This window comes from Tessaracoccus sp. SD287 (genome assembly GCF_017355265.1).
Classification (GTDB): Bacteria; Actinomycetota; Actinomycetes; order Propionibacteriales; family Propionibacteriaceae; genus Aestuariimicrobium.
The window spans coordinates 1-18,453 of record NZ_JADIJQ010000026.1 but is presented as its reverse complement, the minus strand read 5'-3'; the positions used below and the strand labels follow the sequence as shown (position 1 = coordinate 18,453).

The 18,453-nt window shown below is 69.3% G+C and carries 16 protein-coding genes and 1 pseudogene; 7 read left to right on the top strand and 10 right to left on the bottom strand.

The window, feature by feature from the left end:
- Nucleotides 1-26 precede the first annotated feature (26 nt).
- Genes IPV09_RS10645 through IPV09_RS10625 form a run of 5 tightly spaced genes read left to right on the top strand, consistent with a single transcriptional unit; the run spans nt 27 to nt 4,813 of the window.
- Nucleotides 27-740: a cytochrome c biogenesis CcdA family protein gene (locus IPV09_RS10645; protein ID WP_207475250.1), complete on the top strand. Its 714-nt coding sequence runs from the start codon at nt 27-29 to the stop codon at nt 738-740.
- Nucleotides 722-2,299: a cytochrome c biogenesis protein ResB gene (locus tag IPV09_RS10640; RefSeq protein WP_207475251.1), complete on the top strand. Its 1,578-nt coding sequence runs from the start codon at nt 722-724 to the stop codon at nt 2,297-2,299. The genes IPV09_RS10645 and IPV09_RS10640 overlap by 19 nt, the downstream gene beginning before the upstream one ends.
- Nucleotides 2,296-3,345 (top strand): c-type cytochrome biogenesis protein CcsB, encoded by a 1,050-nt coding sequence (ccsB, locus tag IPV09_RS10635; protein ID WP_242681510.1) that lies wholly within the window; start codon nt 2,296-2,298, stop codon nt 3,343-3,345. Before IPV09_RS10640 ends, ccsB begins: the two co-directional genes overlap by 4 nt.
- A gap of 12 nt (nt 3,346-3,357) precedes the next feature.
- Nucleotides 3,358-3,804 carry an RNA polymerase sigma factor gene (locus IPV09_RS10630; protein WP_207475224.1) on the top strand — a complete coding sequence of 149 codons (447 nt, stop codon included), beginning with the start codon at nt 3,358-3,360 and terminating at the stop codon, nt 3,802-3,804.
- A complete protein-coding gene (locus IPV09_RS10625; protein WP_207475223.1) occupies nt 3,797-4,813 on the top strand; it encodes a GerMN domain-containing protein in 1,017 nt (338 codons plus the stop codon). The genes IPV09_RS10630 and IPV09_RS10625 overlap by 8 nt, the downstream gene beginning before the upstream one ends.
- Here IPV09_RS10625 and IPV09_RS10620 read toward each other — a convergent pair.
- The gene (locus tag IPV09_RS10620) at nt 4,797-5,615 is read right to left on the bottom strand and encodes an SDR family oxidoreductase (RefSeq protein WP_207475222.1); all 819 of its coding nucleotides are present in this window, start codon (nt 5,613-5,615) and stop codon (nt 4,797-4,799) included. The genes IPV09_RS10625 and IPV09_RS10620 overlap by 17 nt on opposite strands.
- A 29-nt stretch (nt 5,616-5,644) precedes the next feature.
- On the opposite strand from IPV09_RS10620, the gene IPV09_RS10615 reads away from it, so the two are divergent.
- Complete coding sequence (locus IPV09_RS10615) at nt 5,645-7,093, top strand: mycothione reductase (protein ID WP_207475221.1); 1,449 nt, start codon at nt 5,645-5,647, stop codon at nt 7,091-7,093.
- Nucleotides 7,090-8,289: a glycoside hydrolase family 3 protein gene (locus IPV09_RS10610; protein WP_207475220.1), complete on the top strand. Its 1,200-nt coding sequence runs from the start codon at nt 7,090-7,092 to the stop codon at nt 8,287-8,289. Before IPV09_RS10615 ends, IPV09_RS10610 begins: the two co-directional genes overlap by 4 nt.
- A gap of 124 nt (nt 8,290-8,413) precedes the next feature.
- On the opposite strand, the gene IPV09_RS10605 is transcribed toward IPV09_RS10610, so the two are convergent.
- The 9 genes and pseudogenes from IPV09_RS10605 to IPV09_RS10565 form a co-directional block, all read right to left on the bottom strand.
- A complete protein-coding gene (locus IPV09_RS10605; protein ID WP_207475219.1) occupies nt 8,414-9,325 on the bottom strand; it encodes a DUF2510 domain-containing protein in 912 nt (303 codons plus the stop codon).
- Entirely contained in the window at nt 9,315-10,217 is a 903-nt protein-coding gene (locus IPV09_RS10600; protein WP_207475218.1) for a sucrase ferredoxin, read from the bottom strand. Before IPV09_RS10600 ends, IPV09_RS10605 begins: the two co-directional genes overlap by 11 nt.
- A 61-nt stretch (nt 10,218-10,278) precedes the next feature.
- Complete coding sequence (gene pstB / locus IPV09_RS10595; protein ID WP_207475217.1) at nt 10,279-11,055, bottom strand: phosphate ABC transporter ATP-binding protein PstB; 777 nt, start codon at nt 11,053-11,055, stop codon at nt 10,279-10,281.
- Nucleotides 11,056-11,073: 18 nt separating this feature from the next.
- Nucleotides 11,074-11,796, bottom strand: a pseudogene (gene pstA, locus IPV09_RS10590) (phosphate ABC transporter permease PstA); the annotation flags it as partial.
- A 503-nt stretch (nt 11,797-12,299) separates the two neighbouring features.
- Nucleotides 12,300-13,349 carry a phosphate ABC transporter permease subunit PstC gene (gene pstC, locus IPV09_RS10585; RefSeq protein WP_207475216.1) on the bottom strand — a complete coding sequence of 350 codons (1,050 nt, stop codon included), beginning with the start codon at nt 13,347-13,349 and terminating at the stop codon, nt 12,300-12,302.
- Nucleotides 13,350-13,454: 105 nt separating this feature from the next.
- Nucleotides 13,455-14,612: a phosphate ABC transporter substrate-binding protein PstS gene (gene pstS / locus IPV09_RS10580; RefSeq protein ID WP_242681512.1), complete on the bottom strand. Its 1,158-nt coding sequence runs from the start codon at nt 14,610-14,612 to the stop codon at nt 13,455-13,457.
- Between the two features lie 286 nt (nt 14,613-14,898).
- Entirely contained in the window at nt 14,899-15,804 is a 906-nt protein-coding gene (locus IPV09_RS10575) for an NUDIX hydrolase (protein ID WP_207475214.1), read from the bottom strand.
- 19 nt (nt 15,805-15,823) lie between these two features.
- Nucleotides 15,824-17,989: an RNA degradosome polyphosphate kinase gene (locus tag IPV09_RS10570; protein WP_207475213.1), complete on the bottom strand. Its 2,166-nt coding sequence runs from the start codon at nt 17,987-17,989 to the stop codon at nt 15,824-15,826.
- Between the two features lie 67 nt (nt 17,990-18,056).
- Nucleotides 18,057-18,453: GNAT family N-acetyltransferase (locus IPV09_RS10565; protein ID WP_207475212.1), on the bottom strand; the 397-nt coding region annotated here is incomplete at its 5' end.

Sequence of the window (18,453 nt, the reverse complement as noted above, 5' to 3'; positions counted from 1 at the left end):
GGGCGCGTGAGTCGGTGGGTGGTTCCATGGTGTTGGCCATTCCGGTGGCGATGCTGGCCGGGCTCGTCTCGTTCTTCTCGCCCTGCGTGCTGCCGTTGCTCCCCGGGTACCTGTCCTATGCCACCGGCCTGAGCGCCGCCCAGGTCGTCTCGGGCAACGGGCCCAAACGGCAACTGCTGCTCGGCACCCTGGGCTTCATCCTCGGCTTCTCGGTTCCCTTCGTCGCCACCGGTGCCCTGTTCGGCGCCCTGGGCGACCTGCTGTGGATGCACCGCGACCTGATCACCATCGTGATGGGCGCCGTCATCATTGCCCTGGGCCTGGTCTTCTGCGGCGTGGTCCGCATCGGGGCCGGCACCCGCCGCCTCAACGTGACGCCGCGGGTGGGCATCGCCTTCGCGCCGCTGCTCGGGCTGGTCTTCGGCATCGGCTGGACCCCGTGCATCGGCCCGGCGCTGGGCGTGGTGCTGAACCTGAGCCTCAACGAGGGCTCCAGCGGACGCGGCAGCCTGCTGGCGTTCGTCTACGCGTTGGGGCTGGGCATCCCCTTCGTGGTCGCCGCCCTCGCCATGAGCAGGTTCTCGCGGGCCATCAACTGGGTCAAGGCGCACCAGCGTGGCGTCCAGGTCGCCGGGGGAATGATGATGATCATGGTCGGGCTGGCCATGGTCACCGGACTGTGGAACACGGTCACCGGATGGCTCTACACACTCGCCGGCAACTGGGGGACACCAATCTGATGAGTGAGCAGACACCGAAGAAGTCCCGGCCGTCCGACCCAGCGCTGGGACCGCTGGAATTCCTCCGCTGGGGATGGACGCAGCTCACCAGCATGCGCACCGCGCTGGTGCTGCTGTTCCTGGTGGCGTTGGCCGCCATTCCCGGCTCGCTGATCCCCCAGGAGGCGGTCTCACCGATCCGGGTGATCGACTTCGCCGAGGCAAACCCCGAACTCGACCGCATCTACCGGGCGCTGCACCTCTACGACGTCTACGGCTCGCCCTGGTTCGCCGCCATCTACCTGCTGTTGTTCGTCAGCCTGATCGGCTGCATCCTGCCCCGCATCAAGGTCTACTGGCGGGCCCTGCGCACGCCGCCGCCGCGGATCCCGGCCCGGTTGAGCCGACTGCCGGAATGGGGACGCGGGACGCTGGCAGCGGGCCCGGACGCGTCCCTGGCCACCGCCACCGCGGTGCTCAAGCGCAAGGGCTTCCGCGTCGTCGCCCACGAGTCGGGCCTGTCGGCCGAGCGCGGCTACCTGCGTGAGTTCGGCAACCTGGTCTTCCACCTCAGCCTGATCTTCGTGCTGGGTGCGGTGGCCTACAACAACATGTTCACCTTCAAGGGGACCGCCACCGTGGTCGAGGGTGCCGGCTTCAGCAACGTCATCACCCAGTACGACGAGTTCAACGCCGGCCCCGGCGTCGACATGAACGACCTGCCGCCGTTCTCGCTCAAGGTCAACCGCTTCCACGCCGCCTTCGAGCGCGGCAACGTCCAGCGCGGCGCCGCCCGCCTGTTCAACGCCGACGTGACCGCCACCACCGCCGAACAGACCAGGAACGTCAACGTCGAGGTCAACCGGCCGCTGACCATCGACGGGGTCAACGTGCACCTGCTCGGCCACGGGTACGCCGCCCACGTGACCGTCAAGGACGCCAGCGGCAACATCGCCCTCTCGGGCCCAGTGGTCTTCCAGCCCCAGGACGGCAACTTCTCCAGCTTCGGGGTGATCAAGGCCCACGACGCCCGCCCCAAGCGCCTCGCCTTCGAGGGCTGGTTCCTGCCGACCGCCACCGTCGACCAGCTCGGCCCCCGCTCGACGTTCCCGGACGCCGACAACCCCGAGCTGTTCCTCAATGCCTGGACCGGTGCCCCCAAGGAGGAGACCGGACGCCCCGAGAACGTGTACAGCCTGGACAAGACGGGCATGACGCAGATCACCCGCGACGGCCAGATCGTCTCGTTCCGGCTCAAGCCCGGCCAGCTCTACGAACTGCCCGACGGCCAGGGTTCGATCCAGTTCGACGGCTGGTCGCGCTGGACCAAGCTGCAGATCAGCCACTCACCCGGCCTTCCCGTTGCCGCCGGCGCGCTGGCGGTCGGCGTGCTGGGGCTGTGCCTGAGCCTGTTCGTGCGGCCCCGCCGGCTGTGGGTCAAGCTGCTCGACGACGACACCGTCGAGGTCGGCGGTCTGGACCGTGCCGATTCGCGTACCGGTCTTGCCGACGACATCACCGCCGTCTTGAGTAGTGTCAGCCCCAGAACCACCACCCCACCACCAGGAGCGCACCCATGACCACCGCCGAGTACTCCAGCCTGGGTGTGGTCGTCTCGTTCGTCCTCTACATCCTGGGCCTGATCGCCCACAGCGCCGAGTGGGCCTCGATCCGGGGCGTCGCCCTCAAGGCGGACGCCGACGCAGCCGGCGGTGACGACCTCGACCCGGTGCGCATGCGCAGCGACATGTGGGGCCGTCTCGGCATGATGCTGGCCGTGCTGGGCGCGATCGCCCACGGTGCCGGGGTGGTCCTGCGCGGCGTCGCGGCCGAACGGATGCCCTGGGGCAACATGTACGAGTTCGTGATCACCGCCCTGTTCTTCGCGGTGGTCGTGTACCTGGTCGGGGCCTGGCGGTGGAACCTGCGCTGGCTCGGCCTGCCGGTGATGCTGCTGCTGGCCGTCGGCAACGGGCTGGCCGTGACCGTCTTCTACGTCGAGGTGGCCCCCCTGGTGCCGGCGCTGCACTCGGTGTGGTTCATCATCCACATCGTCGCCGCCTGCATCTCCGCCGCTGCCTTCAATCTGGGCGCGGCCGCCTCCATCCTGTACCTGATCAAGCGCAGCGCCGTGCTGTCCGCGGAGAAGCGGCTCGCCGCCGCCCCCACCGGCACCGCCACCACCGCCGACGGCACCCCGCCGCCGACCTCCAGCGCCGACGAGCTGGCCCAGGAATGGTCGGGGACCGTCGCCCTGGCCCAGCGCACCCGCAACCCTGACCCGGTGTTGACCGGCTTCCTGGCCCGCATCCCCTCGTTGGCCGTGATCGACCGGTTGTCCTACCGCGCCCACGCCTTCGCCTTCCCCGTGTGGACGTTCACCATCGCCGCCGGGGCGGTCTGGGCCGAGTACGCCTGGGGACGTTTCTGGGGCTGGGACCCGAAGGAGACCTGGTCATTGGTCACCTGGGTGATCTACGCCGCCTACCTGCATGCCCGGGCCACCGCCGGCTGGAAGGGCCGCAACGCTGCCATCATCGCGGTCGTGGGCGTCGCCTCGTTCTGGTTCAACTTCGTGGGGATCAACCTGCTGGTCAGCGGCCTGCACTCCTACGCGGGCATCTGAGCGGACAGCGGCATGGCACGTCGGGACGACCTCTGGTTGCGCGAGTTGTACGAGGCCCAGTGGGCGCCGATGGTGCGGCTCGCCACGCTGCTGCTGGGCGCCGCGGAGACCGCTGCTGACGTGGTCTCCGACGCCGTGCTGGCCGTTCACCAGCGCCGCGAACAGTTCGAGAGCCTTGACCAGGCCCAGCAGTACCTGCGCGTCTCGGTGCTGAACCGGACCCGCTCGGCCAAGCGTCCGGTCGCGTCGGCCCCCGCCGAGCAGGGCGTCTTCGCGATGATCGAGGCGCTGCCGCAGCGCCAACGCGAGGTGCTGGTGCTGCGCTACTACCTCGAGCTGGACGAGTCCGACATCGCCCGCACCCTGGGCATCTCCCGCACCGCCGTGAGTTCCCACACCCACCGCGCGCTGCAGTCCGTGCGTGACACCCTCACCGAGGTGGGGGCCCGCGATGACTGACGACAAGGACCTGATGCCGCTGGAGGACGAGGCCGCCAGCACCATCCGCCGGGTGTTGAACCAACGCGCGAACGCCGTCGAACCGCCCGAGCGCCTGGCCGAGTTGCTCACCGCCGCCAACCGCACCGAGGCCCGCGGGCCACGCCGCCGACGCTTCCGCTGGGTGCTGTCCGCGGCCGTGGCGGCGCTGCTGGTCGGTCTGGCCCTGCCGGTGCTGGTGCCGCAGCTGTCGCTGCTGGGCCGGCCCGAGGTGCCGATGTCCAGCACGACCGCCAACCAGACCGTCTCGTCCAACGCGCCGCCGTCACTGCCGACGATGCAGCGAGACCTGCCGATCTACTACGTCGGGGCCGACCGCCGCCTCTACCGCGAGTTCCGCGACCTGCCGACCCAGGACGACCGACTCGCCACCGCCGTCGGGGCCGTCCTCAACGTCGCCCCACAGGACTCCTCGTACAGCTCCCTGTGGGCCGGCGGACAGGTCAACTCGGCCACCGTGACCGGCTCGCGCATCGTCATCGACATCTCGGCCCCGGCCTTCGCCACCTTCACCACCCGCGCGGTCGCCGAGGCGGCCATCAACCAGGTCGTCTACACCGCCATCGGCACCATCGGCGACCAGACCGGGGAACGCACGGTCCAGATCCTGATCGACGGGTCCCCGAACCTGCCGGTGATTGGCGCCCCGGCCGCCGACTTCCGAAAGAACGGGACGGCCCCGCTGGGTCTGCTGTGGATCCTCACCCCGGAACCGGTGGTCCCGGTGGCACCCGGTGAGGTGAGGATCCGCGGCTACCAGCAGGTGGTCCTCGCCGACACCACCATCGCCTGGCAGGTGCTCGACGCCGAGGAGAAGGTGGTGCGTCAGGGCACCGTGGCCGCCACCGGCAACGAGGCCGGCTGGCGGTCGTTCCTCGCCACCGTGGTCCTTCCGCCGGGGGAGTACGAACTGCGGGTCCGGTCGGCCCAAGCCCCCGAACAGCGCCGCCACTTCACCGTTCGCGGGTGACGAAACCTGCCAGCACCGTCGAGACCCGTTCCGGCACGAACCGGTTCGCCAGCGCCGTGACCCGGTTCCCGGCACCGTCGATGACCGAGGGTCGGTGCGCCTTCAGGGCGGCAAAGGTCGTCTCCACCACGTCGGCCGGCTGACGGCGGTTGACCAGCACGTTCTCGGCCCCGGCACGCGCGAAGAACCCGGTGGACGTGGGGCCGGGGCTGACGCACACGACCCGCACCCCTGACCCGCGGGTCTCGTGCCACAGGGAGGTACTGAAGCTGCGCACGTACGCCTTGGAGGCTGCGTAGGCGGCCATGCCGGGGATGGGCTGGAAGCTGGCGGTGCTGGCGACATTGATGATGCTGCCCTGCCCCGCCTCGACCATGGCCGGCAGGAACAGCCGGGTCAGGTGGGTCAGTGCCATCACATTGACCTCGAGCATGCCCAGCAGGGCGTCCGGCTCGCTGTCCAGGACAGGCTCGATGATGCCGTAGCCGGCGTTGTTGACCAAGGTCGAGATGGTGATGCCGTCGTCGACCAGTTGACGGTGCAGCCCCACCCGGGCGTCGTGGTCGGCGAGCTCGACGGGCAGCAGCACCAGTTGCACCCCGGTGGCGCCCAGCTCCTGGGCCAGATCACCCAGCTTCACCGTGTCCCGGCCGGTCAGGACCAGATGGGTGCCGTGCCGGGCGAGGTAGCGGGCGAACTCAGCGCCGATGCCGCCGGTCGCGCCGGTGACCAGGGCCCAGTCGTCCCGGTGCGGGTCGAGGGTGCTGCGAGTCTGGTCTGGGGCGTGGTCACGGGAAGCCATGGCTCCACTGTAGGTGGGAGACTGGGGCCATGCAGCCTCAGCACTACGACCTCGTCATCATTGGATCAGGCTCCGGCAACTCCCTGATCGACCCGCGCCTGGACGGCCTCACGATTGGGCTGGTCGATGATGCGCCGTGGTTCGGTGGCACCTGCCTCAACGTCGGCTGCATCCCCACCAAGATGTTTGTGCTGCCCGCCGACCATGTCGTCGACGCCGAGGACGCGGCCCGTCTGGGGGTGAGCCAGCAGACCACGGACGTTGACTGGCCGGCGATCCGTGACCGCATCTTCGGACGCATTGACGCCATCAGCACCGGCGGCCTGGACTGGCGGCAGCGCCAGCCCCACGTGGGTGTCCACCGCGAGACGGCAACCTTCGTCGACGACCACACCCTGCAGCTGAGCCCGTCGGGCACCCGGATCACCGCCGACCGCTTCGTGCTGGCCGCCGGGTCGCGGCCCCGCACGGTGGTCGAGCCGTCGGCCGAGGTCGCCGACCGGGTGCACACCTCCGACAGCATCATGCGCGTCGACGTCCTGCCGCGCCGCCTGCTCATCCTGGGCGGCGGTTTCGTGGCCGCCGAATTCGGCCACGTCTTCTCCTCCTATGGCAGCCAGGTGACCATCGTCAACCGCAGCCCCCGGCTGTTGCGCCACGAGGACGAGGACGTCTCGGCCGCCTTCACGGCGCTCGCCGGTCGACGGATGCAGCTGGCCCTCGGTGAACGCGTCCAGTCGATCACGGCCGCCCCCGACGGTGGCGTGCGGGTGACCACCCTGGACGCCGAGGGCACCGAGACCCACCATGACGCCGACCTGGTGCTGAACGCTACCGGACGGGTGCCCAATGGTGACCGGCTGAACCTGCCGGCCGCCGGCGTCGCGGTGGATGAGCACGGTTTCGTGGTGACCGACCAGCACCAGCGCACCAGCGTCGAGCACATCTTCGCCCTGGGCGATGTGTCCCAGCCGACGATGCTGAAGCACGTGGCCAACCACGAGATGCGGGTGGTCATGCACAATCTGCTGCACCCCGACCAGATGCGGTCCTCCGACCACCGGTTCATTCCGCACGCCGTCTTCGCGAACCCGCAGATTGGTGCGGTCGGGGCGACCGAGGCCGAACTCAAGGCCCAGGGACGGCCCTACCTGGTCAAGGTGCAGGAGTACGGGGCGGTCGCCTACGGCTGGGCGATGGAGGACCGGGACCACTTCGCGAAACTGCTGGCCGACCCCCACACCGGCTTGTTGCTCGGCGCCCACGTGATGGGGCCGCAGGCCGCGACCCTGGTGCAGCAACTGATCCAGATGATGCAGTTCGGCCAGGACATCGAATCGGTGGCCACCCAGCAGTACTGGATCCACCCGGCCCTGCCCGAGGTGATCGAGAATGCGCTGCTCGGACTGGTCGAGCAGCGCCGGGTGTGGCTGGCCGAGCACGCCGCCGCCGCCGGCGACGACCGATTGGCCTCATGACCAGCCGCCGGGCGGTGCTGGGCGGTCTGGCCGTCGGCGGGCTCGGCGCCCTGGCCGGCTGCGCCCCCGCAAGCACCACCCCGTCCGGGGCACCGACCCCACCGGCGTCGGCGACGAATCCCAGCGCGTCGACGACCAGCGCGTCGGCCACCGGTGCGCCCACCACCAGCGCGCCGGCGTCACCGTCCGGTTCCCCCGGCGGGGCCGCCAAGCTCTCGCTGGAAGCCCAGGTCGGACAGTTGATCATGGTCGGCCATGATCGTCCCACCCTGGACGATGCCACCCGGGAACTGCTCACCACCCACCAGGTCGGCTCGCTGCTGCTGCTCGGCAACTCCCTGGGCTCCAGCGACGGCATTCGGGCGATGACCATGGAACTTCAGGCCCTCGACCTGCCCGCCGGGATCATCGTGGCGGTCGACCAGGAGGGCGGGGCGGTGCAGCGCCTCAACGGTGCCGGGTTCAGCCGGATCCCCAACGCCGTCACCCAGTCGACCATGGCCGACCTCCAGGCGGCCTGGGTGCGCTGGGGCGCCGAACTCGCCAATGCCGGGGTGCGTTACAACCTGGCCCCGGTGGCCGACGTCGTGCCCGCCGACAACCTGGCCCGCAATGCGCCCATCGGGCAGTTGCAGCGCTACTACGGCACCACCGCAGCCCAGGCCATCCCGGCGCTGCGGGCCGTGGTGTCGGGGCTGGCCACGGCGGGTGTGGCCACCAGCCTCAAGCACTTCCCGGGGCTGGGACGGGTCAGCGTGAACACCGACTTCGGTGTCGCCGTCGACACCGTCACCACCGGCTCCGACGCCGAACTGTCACCCTTCGTGAAGGCCATCGCTGCGGGGGCGTCATCGGTGATGGTCTCCAGCGCCATCTACCAGCAGATCGACCCCGACCAGCAGGGGGTGTTCTCGTCCAGGATCATCACGGGAATCCTGCGAGAACGCCTCGGATTCCAGGGCGTGGTGATCGCCGACGACCTGGGTGCCGCCGTCGCCGTCAAGGACGTCAGTCCCGGCATGAGGGTCCTGCGTTTCCTGCGGGCCGGGGGAGACCTGGCCATCACGGCCGACCCGGCCCTGACCCGCGAGATGGTCGGTGCCGTCCTGGAGGCGGCCCGCACCGACCCTGCCTTCGCCGCCGAGGTGCAGCGGAAGGCCGGGCGGGTGCTGCAGTTGAAGGCCTCGGTGGGCTGAGCCCAGCGTCCGTGGCCAGCAGGGGCCCCGGGCCAGCAGCGCGTCCGGGCCGGCAGCCGGTCCGGGCCAGCAGCTCCCGGGGTCGCAGCAGCCGGGGTGGCTCAGTAGAAGCGGCGCTGGTCGTTCACGCCCCGACCTTGAGCTGCCCCACCAGCCCGCGTGCCGCCGGCAGGTGCTGGGAGGCGTTGTCGGGAATCGAGGCGTAGTACAGCGAGTTGGTGTTGGCTCCGGTCGCCACGATGACGATGAGGGCGGTCTCGCCCTTGGCCTCCAGCCCGCGGATGTCAAAGGACAGGTGCATCTCCAGCAGGTAGGCCTCCCGCCCGTCGACCACCAGCGACCGGGCCTCCACGTCGTCGCGCTGCACCGGTGAGTCACCGTAGAAGGCGCCCACGATGCAGCGGGAGACCAGGTCCATGCCGGCCTGCGGTGAGACGAAACCATCACCGTCGATCAGTTCGCCGACCAGCACCGAGGCCACCCAGTTCTGGCCCGGGCGGTAGTCCTGCTCGATGGTGATCGTCTGGGTCTGCACGTCACGTCCGAACGGCACCCGTCCGTCGACGGTCGGCGCACTCCACGGTGATCCGAGCCGGGGGTAGGACAGGGCACCACCGTGGACGCGGCCGTCGTTGGGGTGTGGGTCGACCGAGTAGTTGCCCTCGCCCACGGGCGGACAGAACTCGGTGGGGTTGGAGGCCGGTCCACGTCCGCCGCCGAGGATGCCGACCTGCGTCAGCGCCCAGATCAGCGCCAGCACCGTGACCACGGCGATCGCGACGACGATGACCGGCCCCTTGGCGCGCTGCCACGGCGACGGTTCGGTGACCGGCTCGCCGGCCGCCCCGGTCGTGCCCCGGCTGACCGTGATCGGGGACGTGGCACCGGGCCTGCCGCCACCGGAGGGGCCAGCAGCACTCGGACCGCCGGTGGGCGGGCCAGCGATGGTCTCGTCCGACCAGAGCGTGCCGTCCCAGTAGCGGTAGCGGTCGGTGCCACCGGCGGGGTCGGGGTACCAGCCGGCCTCAGCCATCATGCACCTGGGTCAGCGTCCAGCGCAGGACCGGGACGACGTCCTTGCCGCAGGAGGAGGACAGTTCGTCGGGTCCGTCGCTGCGGGCCACCCGCAGGGCGCGCCCGGCCACGTCGACCAGCCAGGTCGCGTCGTCCAGTTGCTCGGCGGTCATGGCGACCGGGTGGGGCACCCCGGCCGCGCGGGCCCACGCGTCGGCGACCTGCAGATGGTTCGGCAGGTGGCCCAGGCCCCGGTCGTGCAGCGCCCCGGCGGCCAGCGGCCTTCCCTGGGCAGCTGCTGACAGAGCGTCAGCAGCGATCACGGGGTTCACCCGGGCCAGCGACTGGCCGGTGGGCAGGACCAGGGCGGTGGCGGCGAAGCGGTGGCCGCCCAGGTGGCTGACCTCCCACAGGTTGTCAAGACCTTCGCACTGCTGCAGCAGGTGGCGGCCCTCCAGGGCGCAGCACTGGTCGCGGCGGGCGTTGGTGCACACCGCCAGGATGGGGTCGGCCTCGTCCAACCACTCCGGCAGCGGGTCGTGACCGAGGTCGTCGGCCAGTGACAGCAGCTCGATGACGTCGTAGGAGCTGGCCAGCCGGGTGGTGCCCAGCCAGGGCGCGCCCGCCGCCAGACCCCCGGCGATGAACACCCGGAAGGGTCCCTCGCCGGTGTCGGCGTGACGCCCGGGGCGTCGGACCAACACCGCCCGGCCGCCGGCCTCACTACACGTCGTCTCGAAGTGGCGACCCAGCTCCGGGTCGAGGCGGCTCTCGGTGAGCGCGTTGGCGCCCCACGGTCCGGGCTGCTCGAGCGCCACCCAGAAGTTGGCGCGACTGGCGGTGCCCCAGGCGGGCAGGTCGTCGCGCAGCCACTGCGCCGAACAGCGTTCGCCGGCCGGAATCTGGGTCGTCATGGCTCCAGCCTGCCACGTCGGGCCACGTCGGGCTGCGGTGGGCAGTCGGGTGGCGGGCGCGTCAGCCGAAGCGGCCGGTGATGTAGTCCTCGGTGGCCTTCTTGCTGGGGTTGGAGAACATCTGCTCGGTGGCGCCCATCTCGACCAGTTGGCCAGGCTGGCCCTGCGCCTCGAGGTTGAAGAATGCGGTCTGGTCGGACACGCGAGCAGCCTGCTGCATGTTGTGGGTCACGATCACCACCGTGTACTGCTCCTTGAGTTCCTGGATCAGGTCCTCGATGGCCAGGGTCGAGATCGGGTCGAGCGCCGAGCAGGGCTCGTCCATCAGGATCACCTGCGGCGAGACCGCGATTGCCCGGGCGATGCACAGCCGCTGCTGCTGGCCACCGGACAGGCCGACGCCAGGCTTGTCGAGACGGTCCTTGACCTCGTTCCACAGGTTGGCACCCCGCAGCGACTTCTCGGCGGACTCCTGCAGGACCTTCTTGTTGCTGATCCCATTCAGCCGCAGGCCCGAGATGACGTTGTCGAAGATCGACATTGCCGGGAACGGGTTGGGGCGCTGGAAGACCATGCCGACCTGTCGGCGCACGGCGACCGGGTCGACGTCACGGCCGTACAGGTTGACCCCGTCCAGGCTGACGCTGCCCTCGCAGTAGGCGCCGGGGATGACCTCGTGCATGCGGTTCAGGGTCCGCAGCACCGTCGACTTCCCGCACCCCGAGGGGCCGATGAAGGCGGTCACCGAACGGGGCTCCACGGTCAGCTGGACGTCCTTCACGGCGTGGAACTTGCCGTAGTAGATGTTGAGGTCCTTGACCTCGATGCGCTTTGCCATGTCTGTGCTTCCTCGTTCTCAGCGGGACTTCTTGGATGAGCCGGCGAACTTCGCCGCCAGGTTCAGGCCCATGACGATCAGGATCAGGGTGAGGGCGGCGCCCCAGCCGCGCTCGGCGCCGGGGTATGACTCGGCCACCTCGGAGGCGGTCATGATCATGGTCGGCAACGAGCCCATGTTCTGGCCCGTCGGGTCGAGACTGAGGCGCGGGCCGTAGTTCAGCAGGATGATCAGCGGAGCCGTCTCACCCATGACCCGGGCCACGCCCAGCACGATGCCGGTCAGGATGCCCTTGATCGAGGTCGGGATGACCACGCTGAGGATGGTCTTCCACTTGGTGACACCCAGGGCGTAGGACGCCTCGCGCAGGCTGTCGGGCACCAGTTTCAGCATCTCCTCGGTGGAACGCAGCACCGTCGGCAGCATCAGGATCACCAGCGCCAGGGACGAGGCCAGGGTGGATCGTCCGAAGCCCAGCATGGTGATCAGCAGCGTGTAGATGAACAGGGCCGCGACGATCGAGGGCACACCGGTGAGGATGTCGACCATGAAGCTGACCACCCTGGCGAACTTCTTGCCGCGGGCGTACTCGACCAGGTAGACCGCGCCCAGCACGCCCACCGGGACGGCGATCACCGAGGTGATCAGGCCCAGCATCAGGGTGCCGACGATGGCGTGCAGGGCGCCGCCGTTCGGCTTGAGCATGTCGGTGCTGCGCTGGTCCTCGGTCCACCAGATGGCGGAGGGAAGCCGGACGGTGCCCGCACCGTCGGAGTTGGGAATCGCGATCGAGTGACCGGGCGAGGCGGGACGCTGGCCGTTGATGATGATGTCGGGCACGGCGTTCGGATCGACCGTCACCGGGGAGACCGGACGGTAGAGCACGTGGTCGTTGACGGCCGGGTACTCGCCGCCGCTGAGCCAATGCCACTTCGCCTCCGACGAGCCGGTGCCGCACTGGTCGGCGGCCACCCGCTTCACGTTCATGTACTCGCTGCTGGGCGCCTCTTCGGTGACCGCGCAGATCTTGGTGAAGTCGGGCTCCGCGGTGAACAGCAGCGGCGCGCCGCGGCCGATCACGGTCGCCAGGATCCAGATCAGCGGCACGATGGCGATCACGGCGGCGACCCAGACCAGGACGCGGACGAGGGTGTCGGTGAGTTGGCGGCGGCCGGTGGGGCGGCGCAGGTCGAGGGCCCGGTCGGCCTGGTAGCCGTTGACCTCGGTGCTGGTCGTGGTGTCGGTCATGACTTTGCCTTTCCACCGGCGGCCACGCTGCGGGCCACGGCGTTGACCGCGAAGGTCAGGACGAACAGCACCAGCCCGGCGGCGATGTAGGCACCGGTCTTGGTGGGGCTGTCGAACTCGGGGGCGCCGTTGGCGATCTTGGACGCGAACGTCTCGCCACCGCTGAAGATCGACCAGTCAAAGGTCGGCACGGCGGACAGGATCAGCATGACGGCGATGGTCTCGCCCAGAGCCCGGCCCAGGCCGAGCATCGAGGCTGCCACCACACCGGAGCGTCCGTAGGGGATCACGGCGGTGCGGATCATCTCCCACTTGGTGGCACCCAGCGCCCAGGCCGCCTCGATGTGGTCGCGGGGGGTCTGCTCGAAGACGTCACGCGACAGTGCCGTGATGATCGGCAGGATCATGATGGCCAGCACCAGCGAGGCGACGAAGACGGTGCCCGAGGAGGCGATCCCGGGGGCGAACAGCGGGATCGTGCCCAGCCAGGTGCCTGACAGCCACTGGCCGAAGGGGGCGACCAGCGGGCCGAAGACCCGCATGCCCCACAGGCCGTAGACGACCGACGGGACCGCCGCCAGCAGGTCGACCAGGAAGCCGATGACACCACCGACCCGCCGTGGGGTGTAGTGGGTGATCAGCAGCGCGACCCCGATCGCCACCGGCACGGCCAGGATCATGGCGATCAGCGAGCTGACCACCGTCGTCCACAGCAGGGCGGCGATGCCGAAGGCCAGCCGGTTGTCGGTGACGGTCCACTCGGTCGAGGTCAGGAAGTTGGCCTCGTTGCGCGACAGCGGACCGATTGCGGTGAAGAACAGGAACAGGAAGATCGCGGCGACCAGGACCACCAACAGGATCCCGGTGAACAGGGTGACCCCCGAGAAGGCCCGGTCGGGGCCCTTGCGTGGGGGCGGGAGCTTCACCGGCCGGATCGAGGTGCCGCTCGTCGCCCCGGGGTCAGGTGTGCTGGGCGGGGAGCCGACGGCGTCCCCGTCGGGGGCTGCCTCGCGTACCCCGCCCCCCGGCGGCTCTGATGTGCTCATGAATACTCCCTCACGTGCGGATGGCCCCTCTGCCTGGCAGAGGGGCCATCCAATGTTCACATGCCTGCGATGCCGATTGGAATTCAGCCGACCCGTGGGTCAGGCTCAGGCGAGTGCCTCGACGGCCGTGTGGACCTTGGTCAGCATGCCCTCGGGCAGCGGTGCGTAGCCCTGGTCCACCAGGGTGGCCTGGGCGGCGGGGCTGGAGGCGTAGACCAGGAAGTCCTTCAGCAGGGCGGCCTGGGCGTCGTCCAGACCCTTCGAGCAGACGATCTCGTAGGTGACCATGACCATCGGGTAGACCTTCTCGCCCAGGTCGGTGTACTTCAGCGAGACGACCAGGTCGTTGCCCTTGCCGGTGATCTCGGCCTTGTCCATGGCGGCGCCGGCGCTCTCGGGGGTCAGTTCCACCGCACCCTGGCCGTTGTCCAGAGCAGAGACACCCAGCTGGGCGTCCTTGGCGTACTTCCACTCCATGTAGCCGAAGCCACCGGTGGTCTCCTTGACGGCGTCAGCGACACCCTGGGTGCCCTTCTTGCCCTCGCCGGCCTTGCCGAAGTACGACTTCGAGGTCTCACCGGTGAACTGGGCCGGGGCGGCGGCCTTGAGGAACTTGGCGACGTTCTCGGTGGTGCCCGACTCATCGTTGCGGTAGAAGACGTTGATGGCCTGGCCGGCCGGCAGCGTGGCCCCGGGGTTCAGGGCCTTGATGTCGGCGTGGTCCCAGGTGGTGATGGCACCGTTGAAGATGTCCATGATCACCTTGGGGGTCAGCACCAGGTTGTCGACGCCCTTCAGGTTGTAGGCGAAGGCGACCGGCCCCACGATCAGCGGCAGGTTCCAGCCGGGGTTGCCCTCGCAACGCGCGGCGACCTTCTCGGTCTCGACGACGCCGTCGGAGTTGGCCTTGGACTTCAGGGCCGAGTCGGAGCCGGCGAACTGCAGCTGGCCGTTGTAGAAGTCCTTGATGCCGGCGCCGGAACCCGACTTGGTGTAGACGACCTGGCCCTTGCCACCGCAGGTGGTGTTGTACGACTGGGTCAGGGCCTGCATGGCGATGTCCTGGGCCGACGAGCCGCCCCCGTTGACGGTGCCGGCCGGGCAGGTCAGCTCCAACGCCTTGGTGTCGGTGGTCGAGGCTGCGCTCGAGGCGGCGGTGGTGCCGGCGGCGGTGGTGCCGCCCGACTCGACGGTGCCACCACATGCGGTGAAAGTCAGTGCGCCCACGGCCACCAGGGCCGCGATCTTGGCGAAGCGGTGCATCTTCACAAGAGTTCCTTGATCTGTTGGGGAGCTGGAGAAGTTCGCCGTGCGCACGGGCGCATTCGAATAGCCAACTTCGTCACTCCTGACGCTAATCAGGTCAGATGACACGTCGAATGTGGTTGGGTGAACAGCAGGTGAACGGCGGCGGACGTTCCGGCAGATGCGCCGCTGACCACGCCATTCAGGCCGTATACCGGTCGCTCGGTGGACATCCGTGGTCCCCGCGGTGGCGGCAGGTGAACGTCTGGACGATCCCGGGGCGCGCCGGGCTCAACAGGCGGGCTCAGAAGGCGGGCTTCACCATCTCGACGGCCAGCTGGTTGCCCTCGCTGTCGTGGTGGACCACGTAGGTCTCGGCGACCAGCATGTTCTTGTCGGGCAGCCCCAGCAGGTGGCGCATCATCGGCAGCACCGGTCGGTGTCCGCACAGGGCCATGGGGGCGTTGGGCTGGGCGCGGGCATCGTTGAGCAGGTCGACGGTGGCCCGTTCGGAGTCGAGCGGGTCGTCCTCGTAGTGCTCCTCGCTCAGCTCCGGGCACTCGACCAGGCCGATGCCGAAGCGGTCGGCATAGGGCTGCAGCGTCTGGACGCAGCGGGTGCTGGTCGAGGTGACCGGTATCGCCACGCCGTAGGCGTCGAGCAGCAACGCCAGCCGTTTGGCCTGCCGGCGTCCCCGACCCGACAGCGGACGACGAAAGTCCTTGCCGGACCAGTTCTTGCGGAGCATCGCCTTGGCGTGGCGGACCAGCAGCACCGTGTGCCCTGGGCTCAGGGCCAGGGCGCGGGCCAGCACCTCACGGTCATTGGGCCAGCTGAGTTCGGCGGCGGCCCGCGCGGCCGGCCACCACTCCACCCGGTCGACCTCCTGCCCGTGGTCGTCGTGCGGCGTTCCGCCGTGGAGTTCGCCGCCGCGCACGGTGCCCAGCCACCAGTGCACGGCCTTGGTGTCCTTGTCGATGACGTGGCTGAGGGTCCCCAGGGGCGCTCCCAGACGCACCTTGAGCCCGGTCTCCTCCTCCAGTTCCCGGACGGCGGCCACCTGCAGGTCCTCGTCAGGTTGCGGTTTGCCCTTGGGCAGGGTCCAGTCGTCGTAGCGGGGCCGGTGGACCACCAGCACCCTGGCGTCCTCGCCCTGCCCCTGCAGGACGACGGCTCCGGCTGCGCTCAGATGGCGGCGCTTCTTGCTCATGGTCGGCTGCTGTCGGGGCTCAGTGGGTCTCGTCGCTGCGTCGCTGGGTGCGTCGTTCGATCAGCACGGTCTGCACGTCCCGCAGGATCTGGCCGTCCTCGCCCCGGGAGTGCTCGCTCCAGACGGTGTCGTCCAGGTGCCACGAGACGGTGCCCGGGTCGAAGCCCAACTCGAACAGGTCGGTGATCTCCTGGATGTGGCGCTTGTTGGTGATGCTGACGATGGTCTCGACCCGACGGTCCAGGTTGCGGTGCATCAGGTCGGCCGAGCCGATGCCGACGATGGGCTGGCCGCCGTTGGCGTACCAGAAGATGCGCGAGTGCTCCAGGAAACGGCCCAGCACCGAGCGGACCCGGATGTTCTCGCTGAGGCCGCTGACCCCGGGGCGGATCGTGCAGATGCCGCGCACCCACAGGTCGACCTTCACCCCGGCCTGCGAGGCCTTGTAGAGGCGGTCAATGATCTTCTCGTCGACCAGCGAGTTGACCTTGAAGCGGATGTAGCCCTGGCGTCCGGCCTGCTGGTGGGCGATCTCGCGGTCGATGCCGGTCAACAGCCCGGCGCGGATGCCGTGCGGGGCGACCAGCAGCCGACGGTAGGAGGTCTCCTGGGTGAGCCCGGACAGGTGGTTGAACACCTTGCCGACGTCCTCGGTGACCACCGGGTTCGAGGTCAGCAGCCCCATGTCCTCGTAGACGCGGGCCGTCTTCGGGTTGTAGTTGCCGGTGCCGACGTGGGCGTAGCGACGCAGCGTCCTGCCCTCGTCGCGGATGACCAGCGACAGCTTGCAGTGGGTCTTCAGCCCGACCATGCCGTAGACGACGTGGACGCCGTACTTCTCGAGCTTGCGGGCCCAGGCAATGTTGGCCTGCTCGTCGAAGCGGGCCTTGATCTCCACCACCGCCAGCACCTGCTTGCCGGCCAGGGCGGCCTCGATCAGGGCATCGACGATGGGCGAGTCGCCGCTGGTGCGGTACAGGGTCTGCTTGATGGCCAGCACCTGCGGGTCGGCCGCGGCCTGCTCGATGAAGCGCTGCACCGAGGTCGAGAACGAGTCGTAGGGGTGCTGCAACAGCACGTCGCGGGTCTTCAGGGCAGCGAACAGGTCGGCGGGCTGGGCCGTCTCGACCTCGGCCAGGTCGCGGGGGGTGGCGGCGATGAACTTCGGGTACTGCAGGTGCTCCTTGTCGGCAGCGGTCAGCGAGAACAGCCCGGTCAGGTCCAGGGGCGCGGGCAGCGAGAAGACCTCCTTCTCGCTGACGTCCAGTTCGCTCATCAGCAGTTCCAGCATCTTGGGCGCGATGTCGTCCTGCACCTCCAGGCGCACCGGCGGACGACCGACCTTGCGACGCAGCAGTTCCTTCTCCAGCGCGTACAGCAGGTTCTCGGCGTCGTCCTCCTCGACCTCGAGGTCCTCATTGCGGGTGACCCGGAAGGTGGTCTGCTGCAGCACCTCCATGCCGGCGAACAGCTGGCCGAGGTGGCGACGGATGACCTCCTCCAGCGGCAGGAAGCGGCCCTCGCCGACGCGGATGAAGCGGTCCAGCAGCGCCGGCACCTTGACCCGGGCGAACTGCTTGGCCCCGGTGATGGGATTGCGGACCAGCACGGCCATGTTGATCGACAGGCCAGAGATGTAGGGGAAGGGGTGTGAGGGGTCGACGGCCAGCGGGGTCAGCACCGGGAAGATGCGCTCGCTGAACAGTTGGCGCATCTCGTCCTTCTCCGACGCCGTCAGCTCCTCCCAGGTCAGGATGGTGATGCCCTCTGCCGCCAGCGCCGGGCGGACGTCGTCCTGGAAGATGCGGGACTGCTCCTGGACCAGGGCCCGGGTGCGGGCCAGGATCGCGTCGTGCAGTTCGCGGGGCATCATGCCGGTCACCGAGGGGACGCCGACGCCGGCGGCGATGCGGCGCTTGAGGCCGGCCACCCGCACCATGAAGTACTCGTCCAGGTTGGAGGAGAAGATCGCCAAGAAGGAGGCGCGCTCCAGCAGCGGCACCCGCTCGGCGTCCCGGGCCAGGTCCAGGACCCGGTTGTTGAACGCCAGCCAGGACAACTCCCGGTCGGCGTACAGCGGGGTGCTGGACTCGGACCGGTCGATCGGGGCCGCCTGGTCAGTGATCAGGGCGCCGGTCTCGTCCGTGGGCGTGGAGGTGCCGCGGGACGTGGCAGACGGTGACATGGGGCCTCTTTCGGGTTGGCGGGGAATGTGGAACATTGTGCCACCTGCTCGTCGGCGACGAACGGGCTCAGGCCCAGCGGGTGTCGCGCTGCACCTCGACGAAACCGGCGTTCTCGTACATCGTGACCACGCGCTCGTTGGCGGCCTCGACGTAGAGGTCGATGACGCGGGCTCCGCGAGCGGCGGACAGGTGGTGCAGGCCGATCGCGAGCAGGTAGCGGCCCAGGCCGCGGCCATGCTCGAACGGGTGCACACCAATCACGTACACCTCGCCGACGTCACCCTCGATCTTGGTCCAGTGGTAACCCAGCAGCCGCCCGTCGGCGTCCCTGGCCAGGAACAGACCCTCGGCGTCGAACCAGTCCTCGGCCATCTTGTCCAGCACGTCCTGGCGCGACATCCTGCCCTGCTCAGGATGGTCGGCGAACGCCAGCGCGTTGACCTCGACCAGGTCGTCGATGTCG